Origin of the sequence: Rhodoferax koreense (assembly GCF_001955695.1) — a bacterium.
Classification (GTDB): Bacteria; Pseudomonadota; Gammaproteobacteria; order Burkholderiales; family Burkholderiaceae_C; genus Rhodoferax_B; species Rhodoferax_B koreensis.
Genome location: NZ_CP019236.1, coordinates 2,093,783 through 2,116,056 on the forward strand (window position 1 = coordinate 2,093,783; position 22,274 = coordinate 2,116,056).

The 22,274-nt window shown below is 67.5% G+C and carries 21 protein-coding genes; 11 read left to right on the forward strand and 10 right to left on the reverse strand.

Features of this window, described 5'->3' with window-relative positions; genetic code table 11:
- Window positions 1-3: 3 nt before the first annotated feature.
- The 3 genes from RD110_RS09815 to RD110_RS09825 all read left to right on the forward strand — a co-directional run bounded on the left by RD110_RS09815 (window position 4) and on the right by RD110_RS09825 (window position 2,804).
- Window positions 4-972: a tripartite tricarboxylate transporter substrate binding protein gene (locus tag RD110_RS09815; RefSeq protein WP_076198979.1), complete on the forward strand. Its 969-nt coding sequence runs from the start codon at window positions 4-6 to the stop codon at window positions 970-972.
- Window positions 973-1,185: 213 nt separating this feature from the next.
- Complete coding sequence (locus RD110_RS09820) at window positions 1,186-1,905, forward strand: SDR family NAD(P)-dependent oxidoreductase (RefSeq protein ID WP_076198981.1); 720 nt, start codon at window positions 1,186-1,188, stop codon at window positions 1,903-1,905.
- Window positions 1,906-1,955: 50 nt separating this feature from the next.
- A complete protein-coding gene (locus tag RD110_RS09825; protein ID WP_076198983.1) occupies window positions 1,956-2,804 on the forward strand; it encodes an IclR family transcriptional regulator in 849 nt (282 codons plus the stop codon).
- A gap of 7 nt (window positions 2,805-2,811) precedes the next feature.
- On the opposite strand, the gene RD110_RS09830 is transcribed toward RD110_RS09825, so the two are convergent.
- Both RD110_RS09830 and mutS read right to left on the reverse strand, forming a co-directional pair.
- The gene (locus tag RD110_RS09830) at window positions 2,812-3,639 is read right to left on the reverse strand and encodes a proteasome-type protease (RefSeq protein ID WP_076198985.1); all 828 of its coding nucleotides are present in this window, start codon (window positions 3,637-3,639) and stop codon (window positions 2,812-2,814) included.
- A 36-nt stretch (window positions 3,640-3,675) separates the two neighbouring features.
- On the reverse strand, window positions 3,676-6,378 hold the full coding sequence (gene mutS / locus RD110_RS09835; RefSeq protein WP_076198987.1) for a DNA mismatch repair protein MutS: 2,703 nt from the start codon (window positions 6,376-6,378) through the stop codon (window positions 3,676-3,678).
- Between the two features lie 278 nt (window positions 6,379-6,656).
- On the opposite strand from mutS, the gene RD110_RS09840 reads away from it, so the two are divergent.
- Window positions 6,657-7,769, forward strand: coding sequence for a response regulator (locus RD110_RS09840; protein ID WP_076198989.1), 1,113 nt, complete (start codon window positions 6,657-6,659; stop codon window positions 7,767-7,769).
- 15 nt (window positions 7,770-7,784) lie between these two features.
- On the opposite strand, the gene RD110_RS09845 is transcribed toward RD110_RS09840, so the two are convergent.
- Entirely contained in the window at window positions 7,785-8,720 is a 936-nt protein-coding gene (locus RD110_RS09845) for an inositol monophosphatase family protein (protein WP_076198991.1), read from the reverse strand.
- A gap of 110 nt (window positions 8,721-8,830) precedes the next feature.
- On the opposite strand from RD110_RS09845, the gene RD110_RS09850 reads away from it, so the two are divergent.
- Window positions 8,831-9,634 (forward strand): RNA methyltransferase, encoded by an 804-nt coding sequence (locus RD110_RS09850; protein ID WP_076198993.1) that lies wholly within the window; start codon window positions 8,831-8,833, stop codon window positions 9,632-9,634.
- A 9-nt stretch (window positions 9,635-9,643) separates the two neighbouring features.
- Window positions 9,644-10,417: a serine O-acetyltransferase gene (gene cysE / locus RD110_RS09855; RefSeq protein ID WP_076198995.1), complete on the forward strand. Its 774-nt coding sequence runs from the start codon at window positions 9,644-9,646 to the stop codon at window positions 10,415-10,417.
- 26 nt (window positions 10,418-10,443) lie between these two features.
- Here cysE and mog read toward each other — a convergent pair whose 3' ends face one another.
- Both mog and yjgA read right to left on the reverse strand, forming a co-directional pair.
- On the reverse strand, window positions 10,444-11,043 hold the full coding sequence (gene mog / locus RD110_RS09860) for a molybdopterin adenylyltransferase (protein ID WP_076198997.1): 600 nt from the start codon (window positions 11,041-11,043) through the stop codon (window positions 10,444-10,446).
- Complete coding sequence (yjgA, locus tag RD110_RS09865) at window positions 11,040-11,690, reverse strand: ribosome biogenesis factor YjgA (RefSeq protein WP_076198999.1); 651 nt, start codon at window positions 11,688-11,690, stop codon at window positions 11,040-11,042. Before yjgA ends, mog begins: the two co-directional genes overlap by 4 nt.
- A gap of 87 nt (window positions 11,691-11,777) precedes the next feature.
- On the opposite strand from yjgA, the gene pmbA reads away from it, so the two are divergent.
- Window positions 11,778-13,220 (forward strand): metalloprotease PmbA, encoded by a 1,443-nt coding sequence (gene pmbA / locus RD110_RS09870; protein WP_083686187.1) that lies wholly within the window; start codon window positions 11,778-11,780, stop codon window positions 13,218-13,220.
- Between the two features lie 17 nt (window positions 13,221-13,237).
- Here pmbA and RD110_RS09875 read toward each other — a convergent pair whose 3' ends face one another.
- The 3 genes from RD110_RS09875 to rpsU form a co-directional block, all read right to left on the reverse strand.
- On the reverse strand, window positions 13,238-15,235 hold the full coding sequence (locus RD110_RS09875; RefSeq protein WP_076204738.1) for a DUF6600 domain-containing protein: 1,998 nt from the start codon (window positions 15,233-15,235) through the stop codon (window positions 13,238-13,240).
- 191 nt (window positions 15,236-15,426) lie between these two features.
- Complete coding sequence (locus tag RD110_RS09880) at window positions 15,427-15,888, reverse strand: GatB/YqeY domain-containing protein (RefSeq protein WP_076199003.1); 462 nt, start codon at window positions 15,886-15,888, stop codon at window positions 15,427-15,429.
- Window positions 15,889-16,030: 142 nt separating this feature from the next.
- Window positions 16,031-16,243 (reverse strand): 30S ribosomal protein S21, encoded by a 213-nt coding sequence (rpsU, locus tag RD110_RS09885; RefSeq protein WP_068628364.1) that lies wholly within the window; start codon window positions 16,241-16,243, stop codon window positions 16,031-16,033.
- Between the two features lie 323 nt (window positions 16,244-16,566).
- Here rpsU and RD110_RS09890 point away from each other — a divergent pair, with 323 nt between their 5' ends.
- Both RD110_RS09890 and RD110_RS09895 read left to right on the forward strand, forming a co-directional pair.
- Entirely contained in the window at window positions 16,567-17,025 is a 459-nt protein-coding gene (locus tag RD110_RS09890; RefSeq protein WP_083686188.1) for a putative pterin-binding protein, read from the forward strand.
- Between the two features lie 8 nt (window positions 17,026-17,033).
- Entirely contained in the window at window positions 17,034-18,611 is a 1,578-nt protein-coding gene (locus RD110_RS09895) for a GGDEF domain-containing protein (RefSeq protein ID WP_076199007.1), read from the forward strand.
- Between the two features lie 12 nt (window positions 18,612-18,623).
- Here the strand turns inward: RD110_RS09895 and RD110_RS09900 are convergent, their stop codons facing one another.
- On the reverse strand, window positions 18,624-19,847 hold the full coding sequence (locus tag RD110_RS09900; protein ID WP_076199009.1) for a BaiN/RdsA family NAD(P)/FAD-dependent oxidoreductase: 1,224 nt from the start codon (window positions 19,845-19,847) through the stop codon (window positions 18,624-18,626).
- A gap of 61 nt (window positions 19,848-19,908) precedes the next feature.
- Window positions 19,909-21,042, reverse strand: a complete 1,134-nt coding sequence (gene hemH / locus RD110_RS09905; protein WP_239467210.1) for a ferrochelatase — start codon at window positions 21,040-21,042, stop codon at window positions 19,909-19,911.
- Window positions 21,043-21,061: 19 nt separating this feature from the next.
- Between hemH and RD110_RS09910 the strand changes: the two genes are divergently transcribed.
- Together RD110_RS09910 and RD110_RS09915 are read left to right on the forward strand one after the other, a co-directional pair.
- Window positions 21,062-21,766, forward strand: coding sequence for an HAD family hydrolase (locus RD110_RS09910; RefSeq protein WP_083686189.1), 705 nt, complete (start codon window positions 21,062-21,064; stop codon window positions 21,764-21,766).
- The gene (locus RD110_RS09915; protein WP_076199015.1) at window positions 21,766-22,266 is read left to right on the forward strand and encodes an RES family NAD+ phosphorylase; all 501 of its coding nucleotides are present in this window, start codon (window positions 21,766-21,768) and stop codon (window positions 22,264-22,266) included. Before RD110_RS09910 ends, RD110_RS09915 begins: the two co-directional genes overlap by 1 nt.
- Window positions 22,267-22,274 lie beyond the last annotated feature (8 nt).

Consider the following 22,274-nt stretch of genomic DNA (forward strand, 5'->3'; position numbering starts at 1 on the left):
ACAATGTCTATCCACACCACCCGCCGCGGCCTGACCGCCCTGGCCGCCTTGCTGCTGCTGGGCGCCGGCGTCGCGCACGCCGAGGCCGAATTTCCGAGCAAACCGATCGAACTCATCGTGCCGTTCCAGCCCGGCGGCGGCACCGACGCCCTGGCGCGCTCGTTCGCCGATGCCACGCGCAAACACATGTCGCAGAGCATGATCGTCAACAACAAGGCCGGCGCGAGCGGCGCCGTCGGCTGGCAATACGTGATGAACGCCAAGCCCGACGGCTACACCCTGGCCGTGGTCACGGTGGAACTGACCACGCTGCCGCACATGGGCATCGGCAAGTTTACCTATGCCGACCTGCAACCCATCGCCCAGCTCAACGCCGACCAGGCCGCCATCACCGTGCGTGCCGAAGCGCCGTGGAACACCATCGAGGAATACCTGGCCGCGGCCAAGAAGGAGCCGGGCAAGCTCAGCGTGGGCAATGCGGGCAACGGCTCCATCTGGCATCTGGCGGCCACCGCGCTCGAAGACAAGACGGGTGCCAAGTTCAACCATGTGCCGTTCCAGGGCGCGGGCCCGGCCGTGCTGGCGCTGCTCGGCGGCCATATCGACGCGGTGGCGGTCAGCCCGGCCGAAGTCACCACCTACGTGGCCGCCGGCAAGCTCAAGATGTTGGCGGTCATGGCCGACCAGCGCGTCAAGGGCTTCGACAAGGTGCCGACGCTGAAGGAGCGCAACATCGACCTGACCATCGGCACCTGGCGCGGCATCGCGGCACCGAAGGGCACGCCGCCCGAAGTCGTGGCCTTCCTGAAGAAGCTGGCGCGCGACGCCTCGAACGAACCGGCCTTCCGCGAGACGCTGGACAAGCAGAACCTGGGATTCGTTTATGCGGACGACGTAGGCTTCAAGGCCGTGATGGCCAAGGATGACGCGTATTTCAAGACGCTGATCACCAAACTCGGCATCAAGAACTGACCTTGCCTCCAAGCGACCGGAGCCGCCGGTTCCCGTCCGAACTGAGCCACCCACCCCCGTTCGGGCTGAGCCACCCGCCCCGTTCGGGCTGACCCATCCACCCCGTTCGGGCTGAGCTTGTCGAAGCCTGGCCTGGGCCGTGTCCGGCATCAAGCCCTTCGACAGGCTCAGGGCGAACGGAGGGGTGGAGCCTATGAAAAAATGGAAACTCGAATGACCTACCAACCCGGACTCTTCAACGGCAAGCGCGCGCTCGTGGCCGGTGCCACGCAGGGCATTGGCGCCGTCATCGCCAACCACCTTGCCGCGCTCGGGGCCGATGTCGTCGCGCTCGGGCTCGGTGCTGGCGACGGCACGCTGGATGCGGCCGTGAAGGTCAAGCAGACCGATGTCACCTCGAAGCAGAGCCTGGCCGACGCGCTGGCCGACATCCCCGAGCTCGACATCGTCTTCAACTGCGCCGGCATCATCAAGCGCGGCGCCGAACACGACCTTGAGGTGTTCGAGCAGGTGCTGGCGGTGAACCTCACCGGCACCATGCGTGTGTGCACGGCGACGCGTGAGAAGCTCAAGGCGCGGCGCGGCTGCATCGTGAACACGGCTTCGATGCTGAGCTTCTTCGGCGGCGGCCTGGTGCCGGGCTATGCGGCCAGCAAGGGCGGCGTGGCGCAGCTCACCAAGTCGCTGGCCATCGCCTATGCGGCCGACGGCATTCGTGTCAACGCGGTGGCGCCGGGCTGGATCGCCACGCCGCTGACCCGGGCGCTGCAGGACGATCCGGCGCGCGCCGGCCCGATCCTGGCGCGCACCCCGCTGGGCCGCTGGGGCACGCCCGACGACGTGGCGCGTGCAGCGGTGTTCCTGTGCACGCCGGCGGCGGCGTTCATGACCGGCGTGATCCTGCCGGTAGACGGCGGCTACATGGTTTCCTGACGGTCAGCGACGCGGATAATCGGAAGCTCCGCTCCGCCGTTCTTCCATCGATGACCTCACCATTTCAGCAGCCCGACGATTCCGATAGTTGCGTCCCGCAGGCGCAGGTCGCCGGTACGGCCTCGTTCTCGAAGTTCATGCACGTGCTGCAGCTGGTGGCCGACTGGAACGATGCCGACGAGGCGCTCAACGTCACCGCGCTGATGCGTGCCAGCGGCTACCCGCGCCCGACGGTGCACCGCATCGTGGCGGGCCTCGTCGCCGAGCGGCTGCTGGTGGAGGTGCCGCGCAGCAACACGCTGGCGCTCGGCCCGCGGCTGATCCAGCTGGCCAGCCGCAGCTGGGGTCGGTCCGAACTGCGCCTGGCTGCGGTGGACGAGCTCAAGCGCCTGCGCGACATTACCGGTGAAACGGTGCACTTGGCGGTGCCCAACGGCCGCAGCATGGTCTACATCGAAAAACTGGAAAGCCCGAGCGCGGTGCGCATGGCGTCGCGCATCGGCACCAGCGTGTCCCTGCATGCCACGTCGGTCGGCAAGGCCTATCTGGCCGCGCTTGAAACCCCGGCGCTCGAGCCGCTGCTCAAAGGCCTGCCGCTGCCGCGCTACACGCCGAACACGTCGACCAGCCTGGCCGCGCTGCGCACGCAACTCGAGGCCACGCGTGCACGGGGCTGGTCGGTGGACAACGAGGAAAACGAGGCCGGCATCTTCTGCTTCGGCGCGGTGATCCGCGGCCATCGCGGCGCGCCGGTGGCGGCCATCAGCGTCAGCACCCTGATCTTCCGCCAGAAGGACAACCCCGAACAGGCCTACGTGGCGCCGCTGCTCGAGGCCTGTGCCGCGATTTCGGCGCGCATCGCCGAGACACCTTCGCTGTCGGCCGCCGACATGTTGTGAAAGCGGGCTAGATCAGCCGCTCCTGCGGCGTGGTGATCTTGCGCAGGGGCTTGCCGCGGCCGGACTCGACCATCAGCGGGATGTCGGTCGGGCCGTCCTTCCATTGCGGGTGTTCGATGCTGTCGAAGACTTCGCGCAGCTTCTGGCCCCAGCTGCTGTGCAGCATGCGGAAGTACGGGTTGTGTTCGTCGATGCAGACCACCTTGTCGGTCTGAAACTGGTCGACCTCGTAGACCACCAGGTCTAGCGGCAGGCCGACCGACAGGTTGGACTTGAGCGTGGAATCCATCGACACCAGTGCGCATTTGGCGGCTTCGTCGAGCGGCGTGTCGGGGCTGATCACGCGGTCGAGCACGGGTTTGCCGTATTTGGACTCGCCGACCTGGAAATACGGCGTCTCGGGCGTGGCTTCGATGAAGTTGCCGGCCGAATACACCTGGAACAGGCGCATGCCTTCGCCCTTGATCTGGCCGCCGAAGATCAGCGAGACGTTGAAGTCCACGCCCGCGGCCTTGAGCGAGGCGGCGTCGCGGTCGTGCACGTGCCGCACGGCGGCGCCGAGCACACGCGCGGCGTCGAACATGCTCTTGGCGTTCCAGATGGTGATCGGCGGGCTGTCCTCGTGTTCCTTCAGCTGCTCGACCTGCAGGATCTCGCGCACCGACTGCGAAATGCTGAGGTTGCCCGCCGACAGCAGCACCATGAAGCGGTCATCGGGCTTCTCGTAGACGATCATCTTGCGGAAGGTGCTGATCTGGTCGAGGCCGGCGTTGGTGCGGGAGTCGGACAGGAAGACCAGTCCGGCATTGAGTTTGATGGCGACGCAGTAGGTCATGGGGCGGTCTCTGGAGAGGGGTCGTGTCGGATGGGATCAGGCCTGTTCCCGCTGGGCCAGCTTCTTGAGCCGGTAGAGCGCGTCCAGCGCCTCGCGGGGTGTCAGCGCATCCGGCTGGATGTCGTTCAGCGCCGATTCTAAAGGGCCGGGGCTGTTGTCCAGGCTCGCCGGCGGCGGCGCGAACAGGTCGACCTGCGCCCGCGAGGCGCTGGCGCCCGTCTCCAGCGCGTCCAGCGCATGGCGCGCGTGGTTCAGTACCGGCGTGGGCATGCCGGCCAGCCGCGCCACGTGGATCCCGTAGCTGCGGCTGGCCGGGCCGGCCTGGATCTCGTGCAGGAAAACGATCTCGCTGCCCGCTTCGGCCGCGCTCACGTGCACGTTGATGGCCGCGCGGTGTTTCGCCGGAAACTCGGTGAGCTCGAAATAGTGCGTGGCGAACAGCGTGAAGGCTTGCGTCTTGTCGTGCAGGTGCGCGGCGATGCCGGACGCCAGCGCCAGGCCATCGAAGGTCGAGGTGCCGCGGCCGATCTCGTCCATCAGCACCAGGGAATATTCGCCCCTAGAGCGAGGCTGCGCCTCACTCGTCCCCCGAGGGGAGTCGGTTAGCTTGGGGCGGCCCGGCGCTTCCCGCGGCGTGACGGCGTGCAGGATCTGCGCGGCCTCGGTCATCTCCATCATGAAGGTCGACTGCGCGTTGGCCAGGTCGTCGGCCGCGCCGATGCGGGTGTGGATGGCGTCGATCGGCCCGAGCCGACAGCTCGCGGCCGGCACGTAGCTGCCCATGCTGGCCAGCAGCACGATGATCGCCACCTGGCGCATGTAGGTCGATTTACCGCCCATGTTCGGCCCGGTGATGACCTGCATGCGCTGGCGCGGGCCGAGGCTGGTGTCGTTGGCGATGAAACTCGCGTTGGCCGTTTCGGCCAGCCGCGCCTCCACCACCGGATGGCGGCCGCGCTGGATGTCGATGCAGGGCTCGCGCACGAACACCGGCGCGCACCAGTTGAGCGTGAGGGAACGCTCGGCCAGCGCACACAACGCGTCGAGCGAGGCCAGCGCCTGCGCCAGCTGGCCCAGGCGCGGCACGAAGGCCTGCAGCGCATCGAGGATCTGCTCGTACAGCCATTTCTCGCGGGCCAGCGCGCGTTCCTGCGCGCTCAGGGCCTTGTCCTCGAAGGCCTTGAGCTCGGGCGTGATGAAGCGCTCGGCGTTCTTCAGCGTCTGGCGGCGGCGGTAGTCGTCGGGTACCTTGTCCAGCTGGCCCTGCGTGATCTCGATGTAGAAGCCGTGCACGCGGTTGAACTGCACCTTGAGGTTGGCGATGCCGGTGCGGGCCTTCTCGCGGGTTTCCAGGTCGAGCAGGAATCCGTCGCAATTGGTCTGGATGGCGCGCAGCTCGTCGAGTTCGGCATCGAAGCCGCCGGCGATCACGCCGCCGTCGCGCACCAGGGCGGCGGGTTCTTCCAGGATGGCGCGCTGCAGCAGTGCGGCGCAGCCAACGGGCGGCAGCAGTCGACTGGAAATTTCAGCCAAAAGTGCCGTCTGCGCAGCTATGGCGGGCGTGAGCAGCTCTGTTTTTTGTAGCGTGAACTGCAGCGCCACGAGTTCGCGCGGGCGCACCTGGCGCAGCGCGATGCGGGCGGTGATGCGTTCCACGTCGCTGCTGCCCTTCAGTTGCTCGCGCAGTTTCTGCCAGCCCGCCGCACCGGGCGCGTCGCGCAGCGTGGCGATCGCCTGCAGCCGCAAGGCGGCTTCGCTGCGGTCGCGCTGGGGCTCCAGCAGCCAGCGTTTCAGGGCGCGGCTGCCCATGCTGGTCATGCAGGTGTCGATCAGCGAGAACAGCGTCGGGCTGTCCTCGCCGCGCAGGGTCTGCGTCAATTCGAGGTTGCGGCGGGTGGACAGCGGCAGTTCGATGCCCGCGTCGCCACGCTGCACGCGGATGGTCTGCACATGCGACAAGGTCCGGCCCTGCGTGTGTTCGGCGTAGTTGAGCAGCGCGGCGGCGGCCGCATGCGCCTGGGGCAGGGCATCGGCCTGCCAGGCGGCCAGGCTCGCGGCCTGCATCTGCAGCAGCAGCTTGCGCTGGCCGAGCGCCGCGTCGAACTGCCAGCCGGGCCGCGAGGTGGTCGAGAGCGCCACGCCCTGCGCGGTGTTGAGCCGCAGCGCCTTGATGCGCTGGGCGAAGCTCGCCGTCACGTCCGCGCTCACCAGCAGTTCGCTGGGCGCGATGCGCACCACCCAGGCTTCCATCTCGTCGGCGGCGCATTCACCGAGGTGGATCTCGCCCTGCGTCACGCTCAGCCAGGCCAGGCCGCAGCTGTTGCGCGGGCCCTGGTGCACGGCCAGCAGGATGGATTCGGACTTGTCGGCCAGCAGTTCGGTGTCGGTGAGCGTGCCGGGCGTCACGACGCGGACCACCTTGCGCTCCACCGGCCCCTTGCCCGTGACCTCGCCCACCTGCTCGCAGATCGCCACCGATTCGCCGAGCTTGATCAGCTTGGCGAGGTAACCCTCCATGGCATGGAACGGCACGCCGCACATCACCACCGGCTGGCCGGCCGACTGTCCGCGCCGCGTCAGCGTGATGTCGAGCAGCGCCGCGGCCTTCTCGGCATCGGCGTAAAACAGTTCGTAGAAGTCACCCATGCGGTAGAAGACCAGGGTGTCGGGGAAGTCCACCTTGAGCCCGAGGTACTGGGCCATCATGGGCGTGTGGGCGGAGAAGTCAGGTTTGTCCATGGACGTGGGAGAACTGCGCGCCGGACCGGCGTGAAAAGGGACTCAGTGTAGCGACGCGCTACGGCCTCTTCCCGTTCGCCTTTCGGTCGCGGATACGAAGGCGTTTTGTTTTCTTAGAGAAGCATAAAAAACCATCTGATACAAAATGACGGTATGCTGGCCTGGCTCATCTGTAGGCGATGCCCGAGATCGGCACACGCGAGCGGCGAAGCGTATTACAGTCTGCGGGGTGAATGCGCAATGTGATCTGGCGGCTATGGCTTTACGGGCTTGAATACATGGACTTTGCGACGGCCTTTTCTGAGAAACCGGTGGTCACCGTCCTGGTGGTGGACGACACGCCGGACAATCTTTCGCTCATGAGCTCGCTGCTCAAGGACCACTACCGCGTGAAGGTCGCCAACCACGGCGACAAGGGCCTGCGCATCGCCATGTCGGACACGCCGCCCGACCTGATCCTGCTCGACATCATGATGCCCGACATCGACGGCTACGAAGTCTGCCGCCGGCTCAAGGCCGATCCGCGCACGCGCGACATTCCAGTGATCTTCCTCACGGCCCGCTCCGAGGTGGAGGACGAAACCAAAGGCCTGGAACTCGGCGCGGCCGACTACATCACCAAGCCGATCAGCCCGCCCATCGTGCTCGCGCGCGTGCGTGCGCACCTGGCGCTCAAGGCCTCGGCCGATTTCCTGCGCGACAAGAGCGCCTTCCTCGAGAAAGAAGTGGCCACGCGCACGTTGGAGGTGCATGCAATCCAGGACGTGACCATCATGGCCATGGCCTCGCTCGCCGAAACGCGCGACAACGAGACCGGCAACCACATCCGCCGCACCCAGCTCTACGTGCGCTGCCTGGCCGAGAAACTGCGCACGCATCCGCGCTTCGCCGACTTCCTGACCGAGCGCAATATCGAGCTGCTGTTCAAGTCGGCGCCGCTGCACGACATCGGCAAGATCGGCATCCCCGACCACATCCTGCTCAAGCCCGGCAAGCTCACGCCCGAAGAGTTCGAGATCATGAAGACCCACACCACGCTGGGCCGCAACGCGATCGAGGACGCCGAACGGCGCCTGGGCATGAAGGTGGTGTTTCTGACCCTGGCCAAGGAAATCGCGTACAGCCACCAGGAGAAGTGGGACGGCTCGGGCTATCCGCTTGGCCTGGCCGGTGATGCGATCCCGATCTCGGCGCGGCTGATGGCGCTGGCCGACGTGTACGACGCGCTGATCAGCAAACGCGTCTACAAACCCGCGTTCACCCATGAAGCGTCGCTGGCCATCGTGGCCCAGGGGCGGGGCAGCCATTTCGACCCGGACATCACCGACGCGTTCATGGCGGTGGCGGGCGACTTTCAGGCCATCGCCAAGAAATACACCGACGACGAGTGACGCCGCCCGGCGGTGTCAGAGCGGCGCGTCGTCGCTGCTGGCGGGCTGTGCGGCGGCGGCTGCGCCGGCTGGCGATGCCGGCTCCAGCGGCGGCTCCACGGCGTCCGGCGCCTGGCGCAGCGCCGCCTTTTCACCGGCGCTGGCGAACTTGCTGTACTTGCCGAGCAGGCCGACCAGTTGGCCGTAGATGCGCGGGTTCGCGGCCAGGCATTCCTTGTGCTCGAGGAAGTCGGATTCGCCGGTGAAGTTGCCGACCAGGCCGCCGGCCTCGGTGATCAGCAGCGCGCCGGCAGCCATGTCCCAGGGGCTCAGGCCGGTCTCGAAGAAGCCGTCGGAGAAGCCCGCGGCCACGTAGGCCAGGTCGAGCGCGGCCGCACCCGGGCGGCGCAGGCCGGCGGCCAGCGGCATCACGTCGGCCATCATGCGCAGGTAGTTCTTGAAGTTGTCGCCCGGGCGGAACGGAAAGCCCGTGGACAGGATGCATTCGTTCATGCGCACGCGCTTGGAGACGCGGATGCGGCGCTCGTTCATGTAGGCGCCGCGGCCCTTGGTGGCGGTGAACAGGTCGTTGCGGGTGGGATCGTAGACCACCGCCTGCTCGAGCCGGCCCTTGACGGACAGCGCGATGCTCACGCAGTAGAACGGGAAGCCGTGGATGAAGTTGGTCGTGCCGTCCAGCGGATCGATGATCCACACGTATTCCGAATCCTTGGCGCCATGCTCGGTGCCCGATTCCTCGGCCAGGATGCCGTGGCCGGGGTAGGCGGCCATCAGGGTTTCGATGATGGCTTTCTCGGCGGCGTGGTCGACTTCGGTGACGAAATCGTTGACCTGCTTTTGCGAGATGCGCACGGCTTCGAGATCGAGCGCGGCGCTGTTGATGATCTTGCCGGCGGCGCGGGCGGCCTTGACGGCCACGTTGAGCATGGGGTGCAGATTGAGGGACGACATAAGTTGTAGTGAAGAACGGAACAGGGCGATCCGGCGATGCGGACGGCGACAATAGGCGGATTTTACCTTCCCGCACAGCTTCGCTGCCTGCGACTGTCCATTGCCCGCCCATGCAGACCCGCTTCATCCTGATCCAAACCAGCCATGCCGGCAACGTCGGCGCCGCCGCGCGCGCGCTCAAGGTCATGGGTTTCGACGACCTGGTGCTGGTCGCGCCGCGTTGGGCCAACGTGCTGCGCCGGCAGGAAACGATCCAGCGCGCGAGTGGCGCACTCGATGTGCTCGACAAGGCCCGCATCGTGGCCACGCTGGACGAAGCCCTGGACGGCATGACGCACCTGTGCGCCACGGCCATGACGCCGCGTGACTTCGGCCCGCCCACCCACGCGCCGCGGGAATATTTCGAGTTGCTATCGGAAAGAGAGCTTGCCGCGCAGCGTTCCTCTGCGCTGGAGGCCGATTCAATGCATGAATCCGGTGTGCCGCAAGGCATGGCCTTTCTGTTCGGCTGCGAGCGTTTCGGCATGGCCAACGAAGACGTCTACCGCTGTAACGTGGCGCTGAGCATCCCCACGAACCCGAAATTCGGCTCGCTGAACCTGGCCGCCGCGGTGCAGCTCATCGCCTACGAATGGCGGCTCGCGCTCGGCGGGTACGACGTGCTGCCGGCCACCGCGCCGCCGGTGCGGGCCGACGCGCGCCAGGTCGGCGGCATGCTCGCGCACTGGGAAGAGGCGCTGGCCGCGATCGACTTTCTCGACCCGGCGGCACCGAAGAAGCTCATGCCGCGGCTGAACCAGCTGTTCAACCGCGCGGCACCGACCATCGAAGAAATCCACATCCTGCGCGGCATCGCCAAGGCCATGCTGCAGACCGCGGACAAGGCTTCTGCAGCCCGGTCGTCAAACAACTAGACTCCGCGCATGTTTGCCCGCCTTCGCTCCGACGTCCAGTGCATCCTCGACCGCGACCCTGCCGCGCGCACCGTCTGGGAGGTGCTCACGTGTTATCCGGGCCTGCATGCCGTGGTGCTGCACCGGCGCGCGCACTGGTGCTGGAACCACGGCTTCAAATGGCTGGCGCGCTTCGTCTCGCATGTCGCGCGCGGGCTCACTGGCATCGAGATCCATCCGGGCGCCAAGATCGGTGAACGCGTGTTCTTCGACCATGCCATGGGCGTCGTGGTCGGCGAAACCGCCGAGATCGGCGACGGCTGCACCATCTACCAGGGCGTGACACTGGGCGGCACCTCGCTTTACAAGGGCACGAAACGCCATCCGACGCTGGGCCGCGACGTGGTGGTGAGCGCCGGCGCCAAGGTGCTCGGCGGCTTCACCGTGGGCGACGGCGCACGCATCGGCTCGAACGCGGTGGTCATCAAGCCTGTGCCCGCCGGGGCCACGGCGGTCGGCATTCCGGCGCGCATCATCATGCCCAAGGATGGCAATGCGGGTGATGCCGCCATGTCCACGCGCAGCTTCTCGGCCTATGGCGTGACGCCCGACGTCGACCCGGTGGGCCAGGCGATGCGCGGCCTGATCGACAGCGCCTCGGCCCAGGACCACCAGATCGCGCTGCTGTGGCAGGCCATCGAGAAGCTTTCGGCGAACAGGGAGACCGGCGACTGCGTGCCAGGCGACGCCTCGCGCACCGAATGTTTCGAGGCGGCGAAGCTCAACGAACTGGTGGGCAAGTAGGGCCGCCCGCCGGCTTTTGAGCGCTCTCAGTCGCCGGTGTTGGCGAGCCGCACGGCCGATTTCGGCCGGAAAGCGTTGCACACGGCTTCATGCGTCTCCAGGTACGGCCCGCCGATCAGGTCGATGCAATACGGCACGGCCGCGAAGATGCCAGGCACGATCGGTTCGCCGGCCACGCCCGCCACACCGGCCAGCGTTTCGGCAATCGCCTTGGGCTGGCCGGGCAGGTTGACGATCAGGCACTGGCCGCGCACCACGGCGGTCTGCCGCGAGAGGATGGCGGTGGGCACGAAGCGCAGGCTGATCTGGCGCATCTGTTCGCCGAAGCCGGGCATTTCCTTGTCGGCCACGGCCAGCGTGGCGTCGGGCGTGACGTCGCGCGGCGCGGGGCCGGTGCCGCCGGTGGTCAGCACGAGCGAACAGCCCGCATCGACGAGTTCGATGAGGGTCGCGCTGATCAGCGGCTGTTCGTCGGGGATCAGGCGCGGCACGAATTCGATGGGGTTCTTCAGCGCGCTGGTGAGCCATTCCTGCAGCGCGGGCAGGCCCTTGTCTTCGTAGACGCCGCTCGAGGCACGGTCGCTGACCGACACGATGCCGATCTTCACGGGAGCCAGTTCACTCATGCTTCGTCCTCCTCGTCATGGATGGTGCCGTCGTTCAAGGGCCCGTCCTCGCCCGCCAGGTGCTGGCGTACCAGCTGGAAGATCTCACGGTAGGCGCGGCCGTAGCGCGGGAAGGCACCGGGCGTCTCGGGCTTGGCGTCCTTGCGTGCCTGGCGGATCAGGGCGCGCAGCTGCTGCGAATCGGTGTCGGGATAGGCTTCCATCCAGGCCGCGAGGCGGGTGTCGTCCTGGATGAGCTCGTCGCGCCAGCGCTCGGCCTTGTGCAGCGCCAGGTTTTCATGGGCCGAGCCGTTGTGCTGTTCGTCGAGCGCGGCGTGGATCCGGTCGATCATGGCCTCGTCCTGCTTGCGCATGAGTTTGCCCACGTACTGCATCTGGCGGCGCTTGCCTTCGAAGTTGGTGATGCGCTTGGCCTCGAGGATGGCGTCGTGCAGCTTTTCGTCGAGGCCGAGGCGGTTGAACAGGTCGGTGCGCAGCGTCATCAGCTGTTCGCCGAGCTCCTGCAGCTTGTCGCTCTCGGCCTTGAGTTCGGTGCGGCTGGCGGCGTCCGTGCCTTTGAGTTCTGCCTTCATCTGCAGGTCGAGCTCGCTGCCTTCGGCGACGAACTGGCCGCGGACGAAGTAGCCTTTTTTGAATTTGCGTGACATGGGTATCTGGTCTTGGTGCGCTGCGCGTCAGGGTGAAGCGTGGCCATGCGGCGCTGCGGCCGCGTGGCAAGTATCATAGCCGCCAACATGAAAACACCCGATTCCAGCGCCAATGGCGCGTATGGCCAGACCGCCGGCGACGACGCCACCCCCACGCAGACCGGCCACGCCGCGGGCCGCCCCGACAGTGGCTTCGCCTACAGCCGCGCGTTTTTCGAAGACCTGGTCGACAGCGCGTTGGCGCACGCGAAGAAGATCGGCGCGACCAACGCCGGCGCCGAGGCTTCCGAAGGCTGCGGCCTCAGTGTTTCGGTGCGCCAGGGCGAACTGGAGAACGTGGAGCGCAACCGCGACAAATCGCTCGGCGTGACGGTCTACGTCGGCCAGCGCCGCGGCAACGCGAGCACCTCGGACTTCTCGGCCAAGGCCATCGAGCAGACGGTGCAGGCGGCCTTCGACATCGCCCGCTTCACCGCCGAAGACCCGGTGGCCGGTCTGCCCGACGAACAGGACATCGCGACCGAGCAACGCGATCTGGACCTGTTCCATCCCTGGGGCGTGACGAGCGAAGAGGCGGCGCGCATTGCCCTCGAATGCGAGGCCGCGGCCTTGGCCACGAGCAAACGCATTACCAACAGCGAAGGCGCGGGCGTGTCGGCCCAGCAGTCACATTTCTTCAGCGCCCACACGCACGGTTTCCGCGGCGGTTATGCGAGTTCGCGGCATTCGTTGTCGGTCGCGCCCATCGCCGGCAAGGGCAGCGGCATGCAGCGCGACGCCTGGTACAGCTCGATGCGCAACGCGGCCGACCTCGCGTCGCCGCAGGCCGTGGGCCGGTATGCGGCCGAGCGTGCGCTCTCCCGCCTCAAGTCGCGCAAGATCCCGACCACGCAATGCCCGGTGCTGTTCGAGTCGCCGCTGGCGGCCGGGCTGCTGGGCGGCTTCGTGCAGGCCATCAGTGGCGGCGCGTTGTACCGCAAGAGCACCTTTCTCGTCGATTCGCTGGGCAAGCAGGTGTTTCCCAAACACATCGACCTGCTCGAAGACCCGTTCATCCTTGGCGGCAAGGGCAGTTCGCCGTTCGATGAGGAAGGCGTTCGCGTGCAGCCGCGCAAGGTGGTCGATGCGGGCGTGGTGCAGGGTTACTTCCTCAGCACCTATTCGGCGCGCAAGCTCGGCATGAAGACCACCGGCAACGCCGGCGGTTCACACAATCTGAGCCTGGTGTCGCGCCAGACGAAGCGCGGGGACGACCTCGACGCCATGTTGAAGAAACTCGGCACGGGCCTGTTCGTCATCGAGCTCATGGGGCAGGGCGTGAACTACGTGACCGGCGACTACTCGCGCGGCGCGAGCGGCTTCTGGGTGGAGAGCGGCGAGATCGCCTTCCCGGTGCACGAAATCACCATCGCCGGCAATCTGAAGGACATGCTCAAGGGCATCGTCGCCGTCGGTGCGGACAGCTACAACTACGGTGCCAAGACCGTGGGCTCGGTGCTGGTCAACCGCATGAAGGTGGCTGGCAGCTAAAGCGGTTTGACCTCCGCCTAACGCGGATCGCGGTTGTTGCCAGGCAGCATCTGCGGATTCTGGCGGGGCATCGGCTGGCCTTGCAGGGGTTGAGCCTGCGGCTGGCCGCGCACACCGGGCGGGTCGATCTGGTTGGGCTGCGGCGACTGCTGGAACTGCGGCCGTTGCAACTGTTGTTGCTGTTGCTGTTGTTGTCGCTGCAGTTGCTCGCGCTGTGCCACGTCGCGCTGCATGCGCTCCTGCTGTGCCTGCTGCTCGCGCCGTGACTGTTCCGCCTGCTGCGCCTGTTGGCGGGCGCGCTGCTGTTCCTGCTGGTTCTGCTGCTCACGCTGTTGCAATTGCTGCTGGCGCTGGATCTGCTCGCGCTGGGCGGTGTCGCGCTGCAGACGTTCCTGCTGCGCCTGCTGTTCGCGCCGCAGGCCGTCCGCCTGCTGGAAGGGTGGGCGGCCGATCGGAATGTGCGGCGGATCGATCTGGTTGCGCTGCAGGTCGCGTTGCTGTTGCCACTGTTGCTGTTGGCGTTGCTGCTGTTCAAACTGCTGGCGCTGCTGCAGTTGCTGCATCTGGTTTTCCCGCTGCAAACGGTCCTGCTGCGCCTGGAATTCCTGGCTTGGCCGCTGCTGCGCCTCCTGCTGGCGCTGGCGCGCCTGGTCCGCCTGGATCTGCGCGCGCTGCGCCTGCTCGGCCTGGCTGCGTGCCGGGCCGTTCCATTGAGGACGGTCGTTGCCGGGGCGCACGCCCGGCATCGGTGGCGCGGGCAGCAGCTGGGCGCCAGCCAGGTCGCCGTCGCGCAGGTTGGGACGGTTCGGCCGCCAGGCCGGGCCACGGCCGAAATCCACCTGCGGCACGGCCGTCACGGCGTTGGGGCGGCCCTGGAAGAAATAGGGGCGGTCGTCACCGCGTCGGCGACCGTCGCGGTTGATGCCGTCGAGGTAGCGCGGGGTGGCGTTGAAGCCTGGCCGCCAGGCCTCGCCGGGCGCGAGCGGGAACCAGCCGATGCCGGGGCCGGGCCGGTGGTCAGGCCCGGCATGGATGTTCCAGTCGGCGCGGCCCGGCTGGCCGCCGAGGAAGCCGACGAGCGCCGGCGCATAGGTCGGGCGCGGCGCCTTGGGCCCGGGCACCCAGGCCCAGCGCGGGCCGATCTGCGCCCAGCGGCCGTAGTGGAAGGGCGCAAAACCCCAGGGCGCGTCGTCGACCCAGGTCCAGCCCCAGGGCGCGATCCAGCGCCATTGGCCGTAGCGGTACGGCGCCCATTCGGCCACGGTGATGCGCGGAATCCACACCGCGCCGTAGGTGGTGTCGTTCTGCCAGTCGCCGAAGCTGTCGAGCTGCTGGTAGCCCGGGATGTCCCGCGAGACGTAGCGTGCGCTGATGGACTGGTCCTCGGCGCGGTCCCGCGCATCGGCCCAGAGATCGAAGCCGTCGTTCTGTCGCAGGTTGGGCGGTGCGGTCTGTGCCAGGTTGCGGCCGGCGAAGCTGAATTGCTGGCCGTTGGCCGAAAGCGGCAGCGACTCGGCGTTTTCGCCGTAGACCGTGGCGTTGCCGTAGCGTGCCGCCACCCTGGTCGTGCCCGTGCGCGCGTCGACCTCCAGGCTGAAGCTGCCGGGCTGCTGCACGGTCAGCGCCAGGTTCGGCGTGTCGATTTCCATCTGCTCGCCGGGATACAGGTTGCGCACGCGCAGATTGAGCTTGCCCTCGCCGAGGGTGAGGCGGGTCGTGTTGTCGTCGAGCTGGCTGATGTCGAGCGTGCCCGGCCCTTCGAGCCGCACCGCGCTGGAGCCGCTGTGCAGTTCCAGCCGCGCGCCGGGCTCTGCGTGCAGGCGGTCGCCGGTGGTCAGCGGCCGGTTGATCTCGGCCGCATTCCAATTGTTGTCGCCGGCGACCAGTTGGCTCACCGTGCCTTGCAGCAGGTTCAGCCTGGCCACGCGGCCGGGCGGGTCGATGTCCTGGGCCGAGGCGCCGGCCACGCCCAACAGCAGGCTGGCGGCCAGCCAGAGCGGGCGCCAGCGGGGCATCGGAAAGCTTGGCAGAAAGGAGGGGTTCATGAGGCGGGTCGCGCGTTCGAGGTGCGTTTCAAAGCCCATGGGGCACATGCACTAAGAACGTGCGAACCAGCCAAAAGGTTCGCTTCAAAGCCCGCGCGGATCGGAAATCGGCGCGGTTTTTTGCAACCGGGTGTTGCGGCCGTGGCCGGGCGGACGTGGTTTCAGCCGGCCAGAGCCGCCTTCACCGCGGCCGACACCTGGCCCATTTCGGCCTTGCCGGCGAGTTTGGCCTTCACCGCACCCATCACCTTGCCCATGTCGCCCTGGGCCACGGGACGGCCGAGTTCGGCGGCCAGCGCGGCGACGATGGCCTTGACTTCGGCCGTGATCTCGTCCGGGCCGAGGCGCTGGGGCAGGTAGTGCTCGAGCACCTTGAGTTCGGAGGCTTCCTTGTCGGCCAGGTCCGTGCGGCCGGCCTGGGTGAAGGCCTGCAGCGAATCCTTGCGCTGCTTGATCAGCTTGTCGACGATGGCCACCACAGCGGCGTCGTCCAGTTCCACGCGTTCGTCGACTTCCTTCTGTTTCATGGCGGCCAGCAACAGGCGGATGGTGCCCAGGCGCTCGCTGTCCTTGGCGCGCATGGCGGTTTTCATGTCGTCGGTGATCTGTTCCTTGAGGGACATGGCGGTTTCCTTCGGCGAAAAATGAAAAAAGGGAGGCGGAAATGAAAAAACCCGCCCTGGCGTCCCGGGGCGGGCTTTCAGGCCGCTTTCAGGCCGATCACCCGGAGGTGCAAGGCCTGGTTGGCGCGGCGCGCCAGCAGCTTTAGAACAGCTTCTTGGGCAGTTGCATGGAGCGCACACGCTTGTAGTGGCGCTTCACGGCAGCGGCCTTCTTGCGCTTGCGCTCTGCGGTTGGCTTTTCATAGAACTCGCGGGCGCGCAGGTCGGTCAGCAGGCCCAGCTTTTCGATGGTGCGCTTGAAGCGGCGCAGTGCGACGTCAAAGGGCTCGTTCTCTTTTACACGGATGGTGGTCATTACGTAATGTGTTCCGAAATTGTGCAGGAAGCGGGTTACAGGGAAGATCGGTGCCCTGGAGCCATACCTGCGGTGTCCCCAACTGAAAGGTGATCAGGCCGTTGGGGGATTGCCAGCAAAGCCTGGGATTATAGCTTTTTATGAAGTGCGGGCAACAGGGCGCGCGGCACGATATTTATTCCTGCACGGGTCGGGGCCGCCCTATCATCTCCGGATGAGTTGACGCCGCAAGAGGGCGGCTGCAATTTGCCCCATCGACCGACCGGATCCGGCTTGCCATGTGCAAACGTAATTTTTTGAAAAGTTTGATCGCATTGTCCGCGATGCCACTCGGTAGCGGGCCGCTTGGCGCCGCCGAGGCCGAGCCGGGCGGTCCGGTGATCCTGTCGGTGAGCGGCAAGATTCGCGGCGCCGGCCCGGTCGACTTCGATGCCAGGGCGCTCGAGGCCCTCGGCACCCGGGAGATCCGCACCCGCACGCAGTGGCTCACCGCGCCGGCCGACTGGAGCGGCGTGCCGTTGGACAAGGTACTGGCCAGTGTGGGCGCGGCGGGGGACAGCTTGCGCCTGCGGGCGCTCAACGATTATTCGGTGACCGTGCCCATGGCGGATGTAGTCCGGTTCGGCCCCATCCTGGCCAGCCGGCTCAACGGCAAGGGCTTGAGCGTGCGCGACCGCGGTCCGCTGATCCTGATCTATCCCTTCGACCACTTTCCCGAACTCAACGCCCAGGTCTACCACGACAGGGCGGTCTGGCAGTTGCGGGAAATCGTCGTGGAATAGGGCGGTTCATGTTGCGCCTGGTCAAGATGCGGCGGCTGGTGCTGGCGCTGTCGCTGGGTGTGGCGCTGCTCGGCGCGGCGGCGGGAACGGCGCTGTGGCATGTGTTCAAGCCGATGCGTGCCTTGTCGGAGCCTTCCCTGCAGACCAACGGCTTCCAGGTCGACCAGCTGCAGCTGCAGTACGAGCGTTTCCTCGAGGCGCTGTGGGCGTTCTCCGCCGGCAAGCTCGACGCGGCGGCCCTGTCGTTCCGGCTGGACATCGTGGCCAGCCGGCTGGCGCCGGCGCGGCAGCTGTCCGGCATTTCCGAGTTGCCCGGCCCCAACGGCGTGCTGCAGGAGCTTGAGAAAAGAATCGACGCCTGGACGCCGGTGGTGGCCAGCCTGAGCGATGGCGACGCCGCATCGGTGGCGCGGGCGGCCGAGCTCATCGTCGAGGTCAAGAAATTCCGCTCCCAGGTGCAGGACATGGTCGTCGAGACCAACCGCGCCTTCAGCGACCGCCGCGACCAGGACCGCTTGCTGTTCTTCGCGCGTTTCCGCTGGCTGCTGACGGCCGTCGCCGCGCTGACCCTGGGGCTGTTGCTGCTGTTCGGCGTGCTGTGGCGCCAGCTCAGGCGGTCGAGCCAGCTCGGCGATTCGCTGGCCGAGCTCAACCTCACGCTCGAAGACCGCGTGGCGCGGCGCACCGTGCAGCTGCAGGACCGCGAGCGCCAGCTGCACACCATCCTCGACGCCAGCCCGATCGCGGTCGCGTTGCTCCGGTTGGATGGACCGACCATGTTGTTCGCCAACCAGCGCTTTCGCCAGCAGTTCGGCGTGAGCGATGGGCTGGAGGTCGTGCTGCCGGCCTTCGAGGCGATCTTTGCGGACCCGGCCGCACTCAGGGAATTCTGGCAGGTCTACAGCATTGCGCGCGGCGTCGAAGGCTACGAAGTGCAGCTGATCGGCGGGGCCGGCCGCGTCTGGGCGCTGGTCTCGGCGCGTGAGCTGGTGATGGATGGCGCAGCGGTGCTGCTGTTCTGGGCCTACGACATCAGCACCCGCAAGGAGCTCGAGGCCGAGCTGCGCCAGCTCGCCCACACCGACCCGCTGACCGGCGTGCTCAACCGCCGCGCCTTCACGGAGCGCAGCGCGCAGGCCATCGCCGCCGCGCAGCGGCACGGCCGGCCGCTGGCGGTGCTGATGCTCGACATCGACCATTTCAAGGTGGTCAACGACAGCCACGGCCATGCCGCCGGCGACCTGGCGATCCAGCAGGTCGCCGAGGTGTCGTTGCGCAGCCTGCGCGCCATCGATCTGTTGGGCCGCCTGGGTGGCGAGGAGTTTTCCATCCTGTTGCCCGAAACCGGCGCCGAGGAGGCACTGGCCACGGCGGAGCGGCTGCGCGCGGCCATTGCGCAGACACCGGTGCTGCTGGACGGCCTGCGCATCATGCTCACGGTCAGCATCGGCCTGAGCAGCCTTGCGGCCCAAGACGACGACCAGGCGCTGTACCGCCGCGCCGACGCCGCGCTCTACCAGGCCAAGCGCGCGGGGCGCAACCGCGTGGTCGTGGCCGACATCAGCTTTTCCGACAGCCGCTCCTGAAGCAGGCGCGGATCAGCCTGCCGCCATGGCCTGCGCGCAGGCGAAGGCGCTGGCCCAGGCCCACTGGAAGTTGTAGCCACCGAGCCAGCCGGTCACGTCCACCACTTCGCCGATGAAGTACAGGCCGGGCTGTTTCGATTCCATGGTCTGCGACGACAGGTCGCGCGTGTCCACGCCGCCAGCCGTGACCTCGGCCTTGCGGTAGCCTTCGGTGCCCATCGGCGTGATCTCCCAGCGCGCCAGCCGCTCGGCCAGCAGGTTCAAGGCCTTGTCCGACGCCTCGGCCACCGGCCGCTGCCAGCCGGTGTCCTGCTGCACCCAGGCGTCGGCCAGGCGCGCGGGCACGAGCTGCGCGAGTTCGTTGGCGATCAGTTTGCGCGACGTGGCCTTGGCGCGCGCCAACGCCTGTGGCAGGTCGGTGTCGGGCGCGAGGTTGAGCCGGATCGGCGTGCCCTCGGCCCAGTAGCTCGAGATCTGCAGCACGGCCGGCCCGCTCAGGCCGCGGTGCGTGAACAGCAGGTCCTCGGCGAACCCCATGCGCGCCTTCTTGGCGCCGGTTTCGATCCACACCGGCAGCGCCAGCCCGGCCAGCTGCGCATAGGGCGCCCAGTGCGCACCGTCGAACGTCAGCGGCACCAGGGCCGGCCGGGTCGGCACCAGGCGCAGGCCGAACTGGCGCGCCAGGCGGTAGCCGAAATCCGTGGCGCCGATCTTCGGGATCGACAGGCCGCCCGTGGCCACCACCAGCCTCGGGGTGCTGACGGTGCCTCGGTCGCTCTCGATTTCATAGCTGCCTGTGCCCGACCCATCTGCGCTGGCGGCCGAAAAGCTTACACCCTTGATGGCGCATGGCTGCCAGCGCTCGACCCCGCCCGCGGCGCATTCGGCGAGCAGCATGGCGATCAGGTCCTCGGCCGAGCGGTCGCAGAACAGCTGGCCCTTGTGTTTCTCGTGGAAGGGGATGCCGTGGCGCTGCACCAGGGCCACGAAATCCTTGGGGCCATAGCGGCTCAGCGCGCTGCGGCAGAAGTTCGGGTTGTCGCCGAGGAAGTTGGCCGGCGCGGCCTCGCGGTTGGTGAAGTTGGCGCGGCCGCCACCGGAGATGCGCACCTTCTCGGCCACCTTCTCGCCGTGGTCGATCACCAGCACCTTCAGGCCGAGCTGGCCGGCCACGCCCGCGCAGAACAGGCCGGCCGCACCCGCGCCGACGATGACGACGTCGAAGCGATGGCTCACTGGAAAACCTCCGTGCCTTGCACGGCGGTGCAAGTTGGCGTCGCGCGGCCCGGCGCGGCGCTCATTCCTTGGCCCCCAGCGCCACGGCGCGGGCCCGCATGGCGTCGAGCGCAACCTGGTCGGGCCCTTGCTGCGTCGGCCAGCCGGCCAGGTGGTTCTGCGCGATCGCGCCGAGTGCGGCGATCCAGGTCGGCTGGTCGTTCACGCAGGCGATGTGGTGGAACTCCTTGCCGCCGGCCGTGAGGAAGGCCGCGCGGCCCTCCATCGCGATTTCTTCCAGGGTTTCCAGGCAGTCGCTGGTGAAGCCGGGGCAGAACACGTCCACGCGTTTCACACCGGCCTTGCCCAGGGCGATCAGCGTCGGCTCGGTGTAGGGTTCGAGCCATTTGGCGCGGCCCAGTCGGGACTGGAAAGTGACCTGGAACTCGCTCGGCTTCAGGTCCAGCGCCTCGGCCAGCAGCCGCGCCGTCTTGTGGCATTCGCAGTGGTAGGGATCGCCCAGGTGCAGCGTGCGCTCGGGCACGCCATGGAAACTCAGCACCAGCTTGTCGGGCCGGCCGTGGTGCTTCCAGTGTTCGCGCACCTGGTGGGCCAGCGCGGCGATGTAGCCCGGGTCGTCGTGGTAGCGGTTCACGAAGCGCAGTTCCGGGATGCTGCGGATCTGCTGCGCCCAGCCGTAGACCGCGTCGAACACGCTGGCCGTGCTGGTGGCCGAATATTGCGGATAGGCCGGCACGATCAACACGCGGGTGACGCCTTCGGCCTTGAGCGCATCGAGCTGGGCCGGGATCGAAGGGTTGCCGTAGCGCATGGCGTAGCGCACCGTGACGCGGTGGCCGCGTTCGCCGAGCCAGCCCTGCAGCAGCAGCGCCTGCTTGGCCGTCCACAGCCGCAGCGGCGAGCCTTCCTTGGTCCAGATGCTGGCGTACTTGGCCGCCGACTGCTTGGGCCGGGTGCGCAGGATGATGCCGTGCAGGATCAGGTTCCAGATCACTTTCGGGATCTCGATCACCCGGTGGTCGCTGAGGAATTCGGCCAGGTAGCGGCGCACCGCGGGCGGCGTCGGATCGTCCGGCGTGCCCAGGTTGCAGAACAGGATGGCGGTGGTCGAACGCGTGGGGGTGGTCGGGGCCTTGCCGTGCTGGAATGTGGGTTCGGGGCGAAAAGGCGAGTCGAGCATGGAAGATGAGCGCATACCGTATTCTCGGGCACCTATGCTGGACCTCACCAAAATCCGCGCCATTTCCCTGGACCTGGACGACACCCTGTGGCCGATCTGGCCGACCATCGCCCGCGCCGAGCAGGTGCTGCTCGATTGGCTCAAGCTGCGGGCGCCGGCCACGGCTGGCCTGTTCGGCAGCCCGGAAGCCCTGCGCGAAATCCGCAACCGCATGCACACGCTGCGCCCCGACCTGCATGCCGACCTGAGCGCGCTGCGGCGCGAGTCCATCCGCCTGGCGCTGCAGCAGGCGAACGAGGACGGCACGCTCGCCGAAGAGGCTTTCGAGGTGTTTTTCGCGGAACGCCAGCGCGTGGATCTGTTCGACGACGTGTTGCCCGCGCTCGACCTGCTGGCCGCGCGCTATCCCCTGGTGGCATTGACCAACGGCAATGCCGACATCGCGCGGGTGGGCCTGGGTGCCTACTTCACGGCCTCGATCACCGCGCGCGAGTTCGGCGTGGCCAAGCCCGACGCGCGCATCTTCGAGGCCGCGGCCCGCGCCGCCGACGTCGCGCCCGAACAGGTGCTGCACGTGGGCGACGATGCGCTGCTCGATGTGTTGGGCGCGCTCGGCGCCGGCATGCAGGCCGTCTGGGTGAACCGCACGGACCAGTTGTGGCAACAAGAGATGCAGCCGCATGCCGAGGTGGCGAGTTTGGCTGAACTCGGGGCGATGTTTGCGCACGAGGCCCCGTGATGCCACCAGCCGCGCCGCATCGCGACGGCGTTCTCATCCCGGTTCACGGCCGTTTCTATCGGGCTGTCGATCCCGACTTCATCGATGCCGCCATCGCCGGCTCGCGGGCTGCTGGCCGCTATTCCACGGCCGATCAGCCCACGCTCTACCTCAGCGCCTCTGCGCAAGGCGTCGAAGCCGCGATGGCCGCTCACAGCCATGCACGGGCCGCCAGGCTCAGGGTGGTCGGCGTGGAAGTCATTTCCGATCGGATATTCGACCTGCGGGATGAAAAAGCCTGCCGGCTGGCCGGCATCGACCTCCGGGACGCGACGGCACCATGGCAGGAACTCGTGGCGCAAGGACACCGGCCGCCGTCGTGGGATGTCCGCGATCGCGTGACGGCGATGGGCGCGGTCGGCCTGATCGATCCTTCTCGAAAAGCCCCGGGCCTGTGGCACCTGGTCCTGTTCGCCTGGAACAGTGACGGCCCTTGCGCACAGGTCCGCTTGCTGGACTGATGCCCTGC

Bases quoted from the DNA above. Each gene is read 5' to 3' on its own strand.
- cysE (WP_076198995.1), top strand. From the start codon at position 9,644: ATGTTTGCCCGCCTTCGCTCCGACGTCCAGTGCATCCTCGACCGCGAC.
- RD110_RS09895 (WP_076199007.1), top strand. From the start codon at position 17,034: ATGTTGCGCCTGGTCAAGATGCGGCGGCTGGTGCTGGCGCTGTCGCTG.
- RD110_RS09850 (WP_076198993.1), top strand. From the start codon at position 8,831: ATGCAGACCCGCTTCATCCTGATCCAAACCAGCCATGCCGGCAACGTC.
- RD110_RS09825 (WP_076198983.1), top strand. From the start codon at position 1,956: ATGACCTCACCATTTCAGCAGCCCGACGATTCCGATAGTTGCGTCCCG.
- RD110_RS09840 (WP_076198989.1), top strand. From the start codon at position 6,657: ATGGACTTTGCGACGGCCTTTTCTGAGAAACCGGTGGTCACCGTCCTG.
- RD110_RS09910 (WP_083686189.1), top strand. From the start codon at position 21,062: ATGCTGGACCTCACCAAAATCCGCGCCATTTCCCTGGACCTGGACGAC.
- yjgA (WP_076198999.1), bottom strand. From the start codon at position 11,690: ATGTCACGCAAATTCAAAAAAGGCTACTTCGTCCGCGGCCAGTTCGTC.
- mutS (WP_076198987.1), bottom strand. From the start codon at position 6,378: ATGGACAAACCTGACTTCTCCGCCCACACGCCCATGATGGCCCAGTAC.
- mog (WP_076198997.1), bottom strand. From the start codon at position 11,043: ATGAGTGAACTGGCTCCCGTGAAGATCGGCATCGTGTCGGTCAGCGAC.
- hemH (WP_239467210.1), bottom strand. From the start codon at position 21,042: ATGCGCTCATCTTCCATGCTCGACTCGCCTTTTCGCCCCGAACCCACA.
- RD110_RS09820 (WP_076198981.1), top strand. From the start codon at position 1,186: ATGACCTACCAACCCGGACTCTTCAACGGCAAGCGCGCGCTCGTGGCC.
- RD110_RS09915 (WP_076199015.1), top strand. From the start codon at position 21,766: ATGCCACCAGCCGCGCCGCATCGCGACGGCGTTCTCATCCCGGTTCAC.
- rpsU (WP_068628364.1), bottom strand. From the start codon at position 16,243: ATGACCACCATCCGTGTAAAAGAGAACGAGCCCTTTGACGTCGCACTG.
- RD110_RS09880 (WP_076199003.1), bottom strand. From the start codon at position 15,888: ATGTCCCTCAAGGAACAGATCACCGACGACATGAAAACCGCCATGCGC.
- RD110_RS09815 (WP_076198979.1), top strand. From the start codon at position 4: ATGTCTATCCACACCACCCGCCGCGGCCTGACCGCCCTGGCCGCCTTG.
- RD110_RS09890 (WP_083686188.1), top strand. From the start codon at position 16,567: ATGCCACTCGGTAGCGGGCCGCTTGGCGCCGCCGAGGCCGAGCCGGGC.
- pmbA (WP_083686187.1), top strand. From the start codon at position 11,778: ATGAAAACACCCGATTCCAGCGCCAATGGCGCGTATGGCCAGACCGCC.
- RD110_RS09875 (WP_076204738.1), bottom strand. From the start codon at position 15,235: ATGCCCCGCTGGCGCCCGCTCTGGCTGGCCGCCAGCCTGCTGTTGGGC.
- RD110_RS09830 (WP_076198985.1), bottom strand. From the start codon at position 3,639: ATGACCTACTGCGTCGCCATCAAACTCAATGCCGGACTGGTCTTCCTG.
- RD110_RS09845 (WP_076198991.1), bottom strand. From the start codon at position 8,720: ATGTCGTCCCTCAATCTGCACCCCATGCTCAACGTGGCCGTCAAGGCC.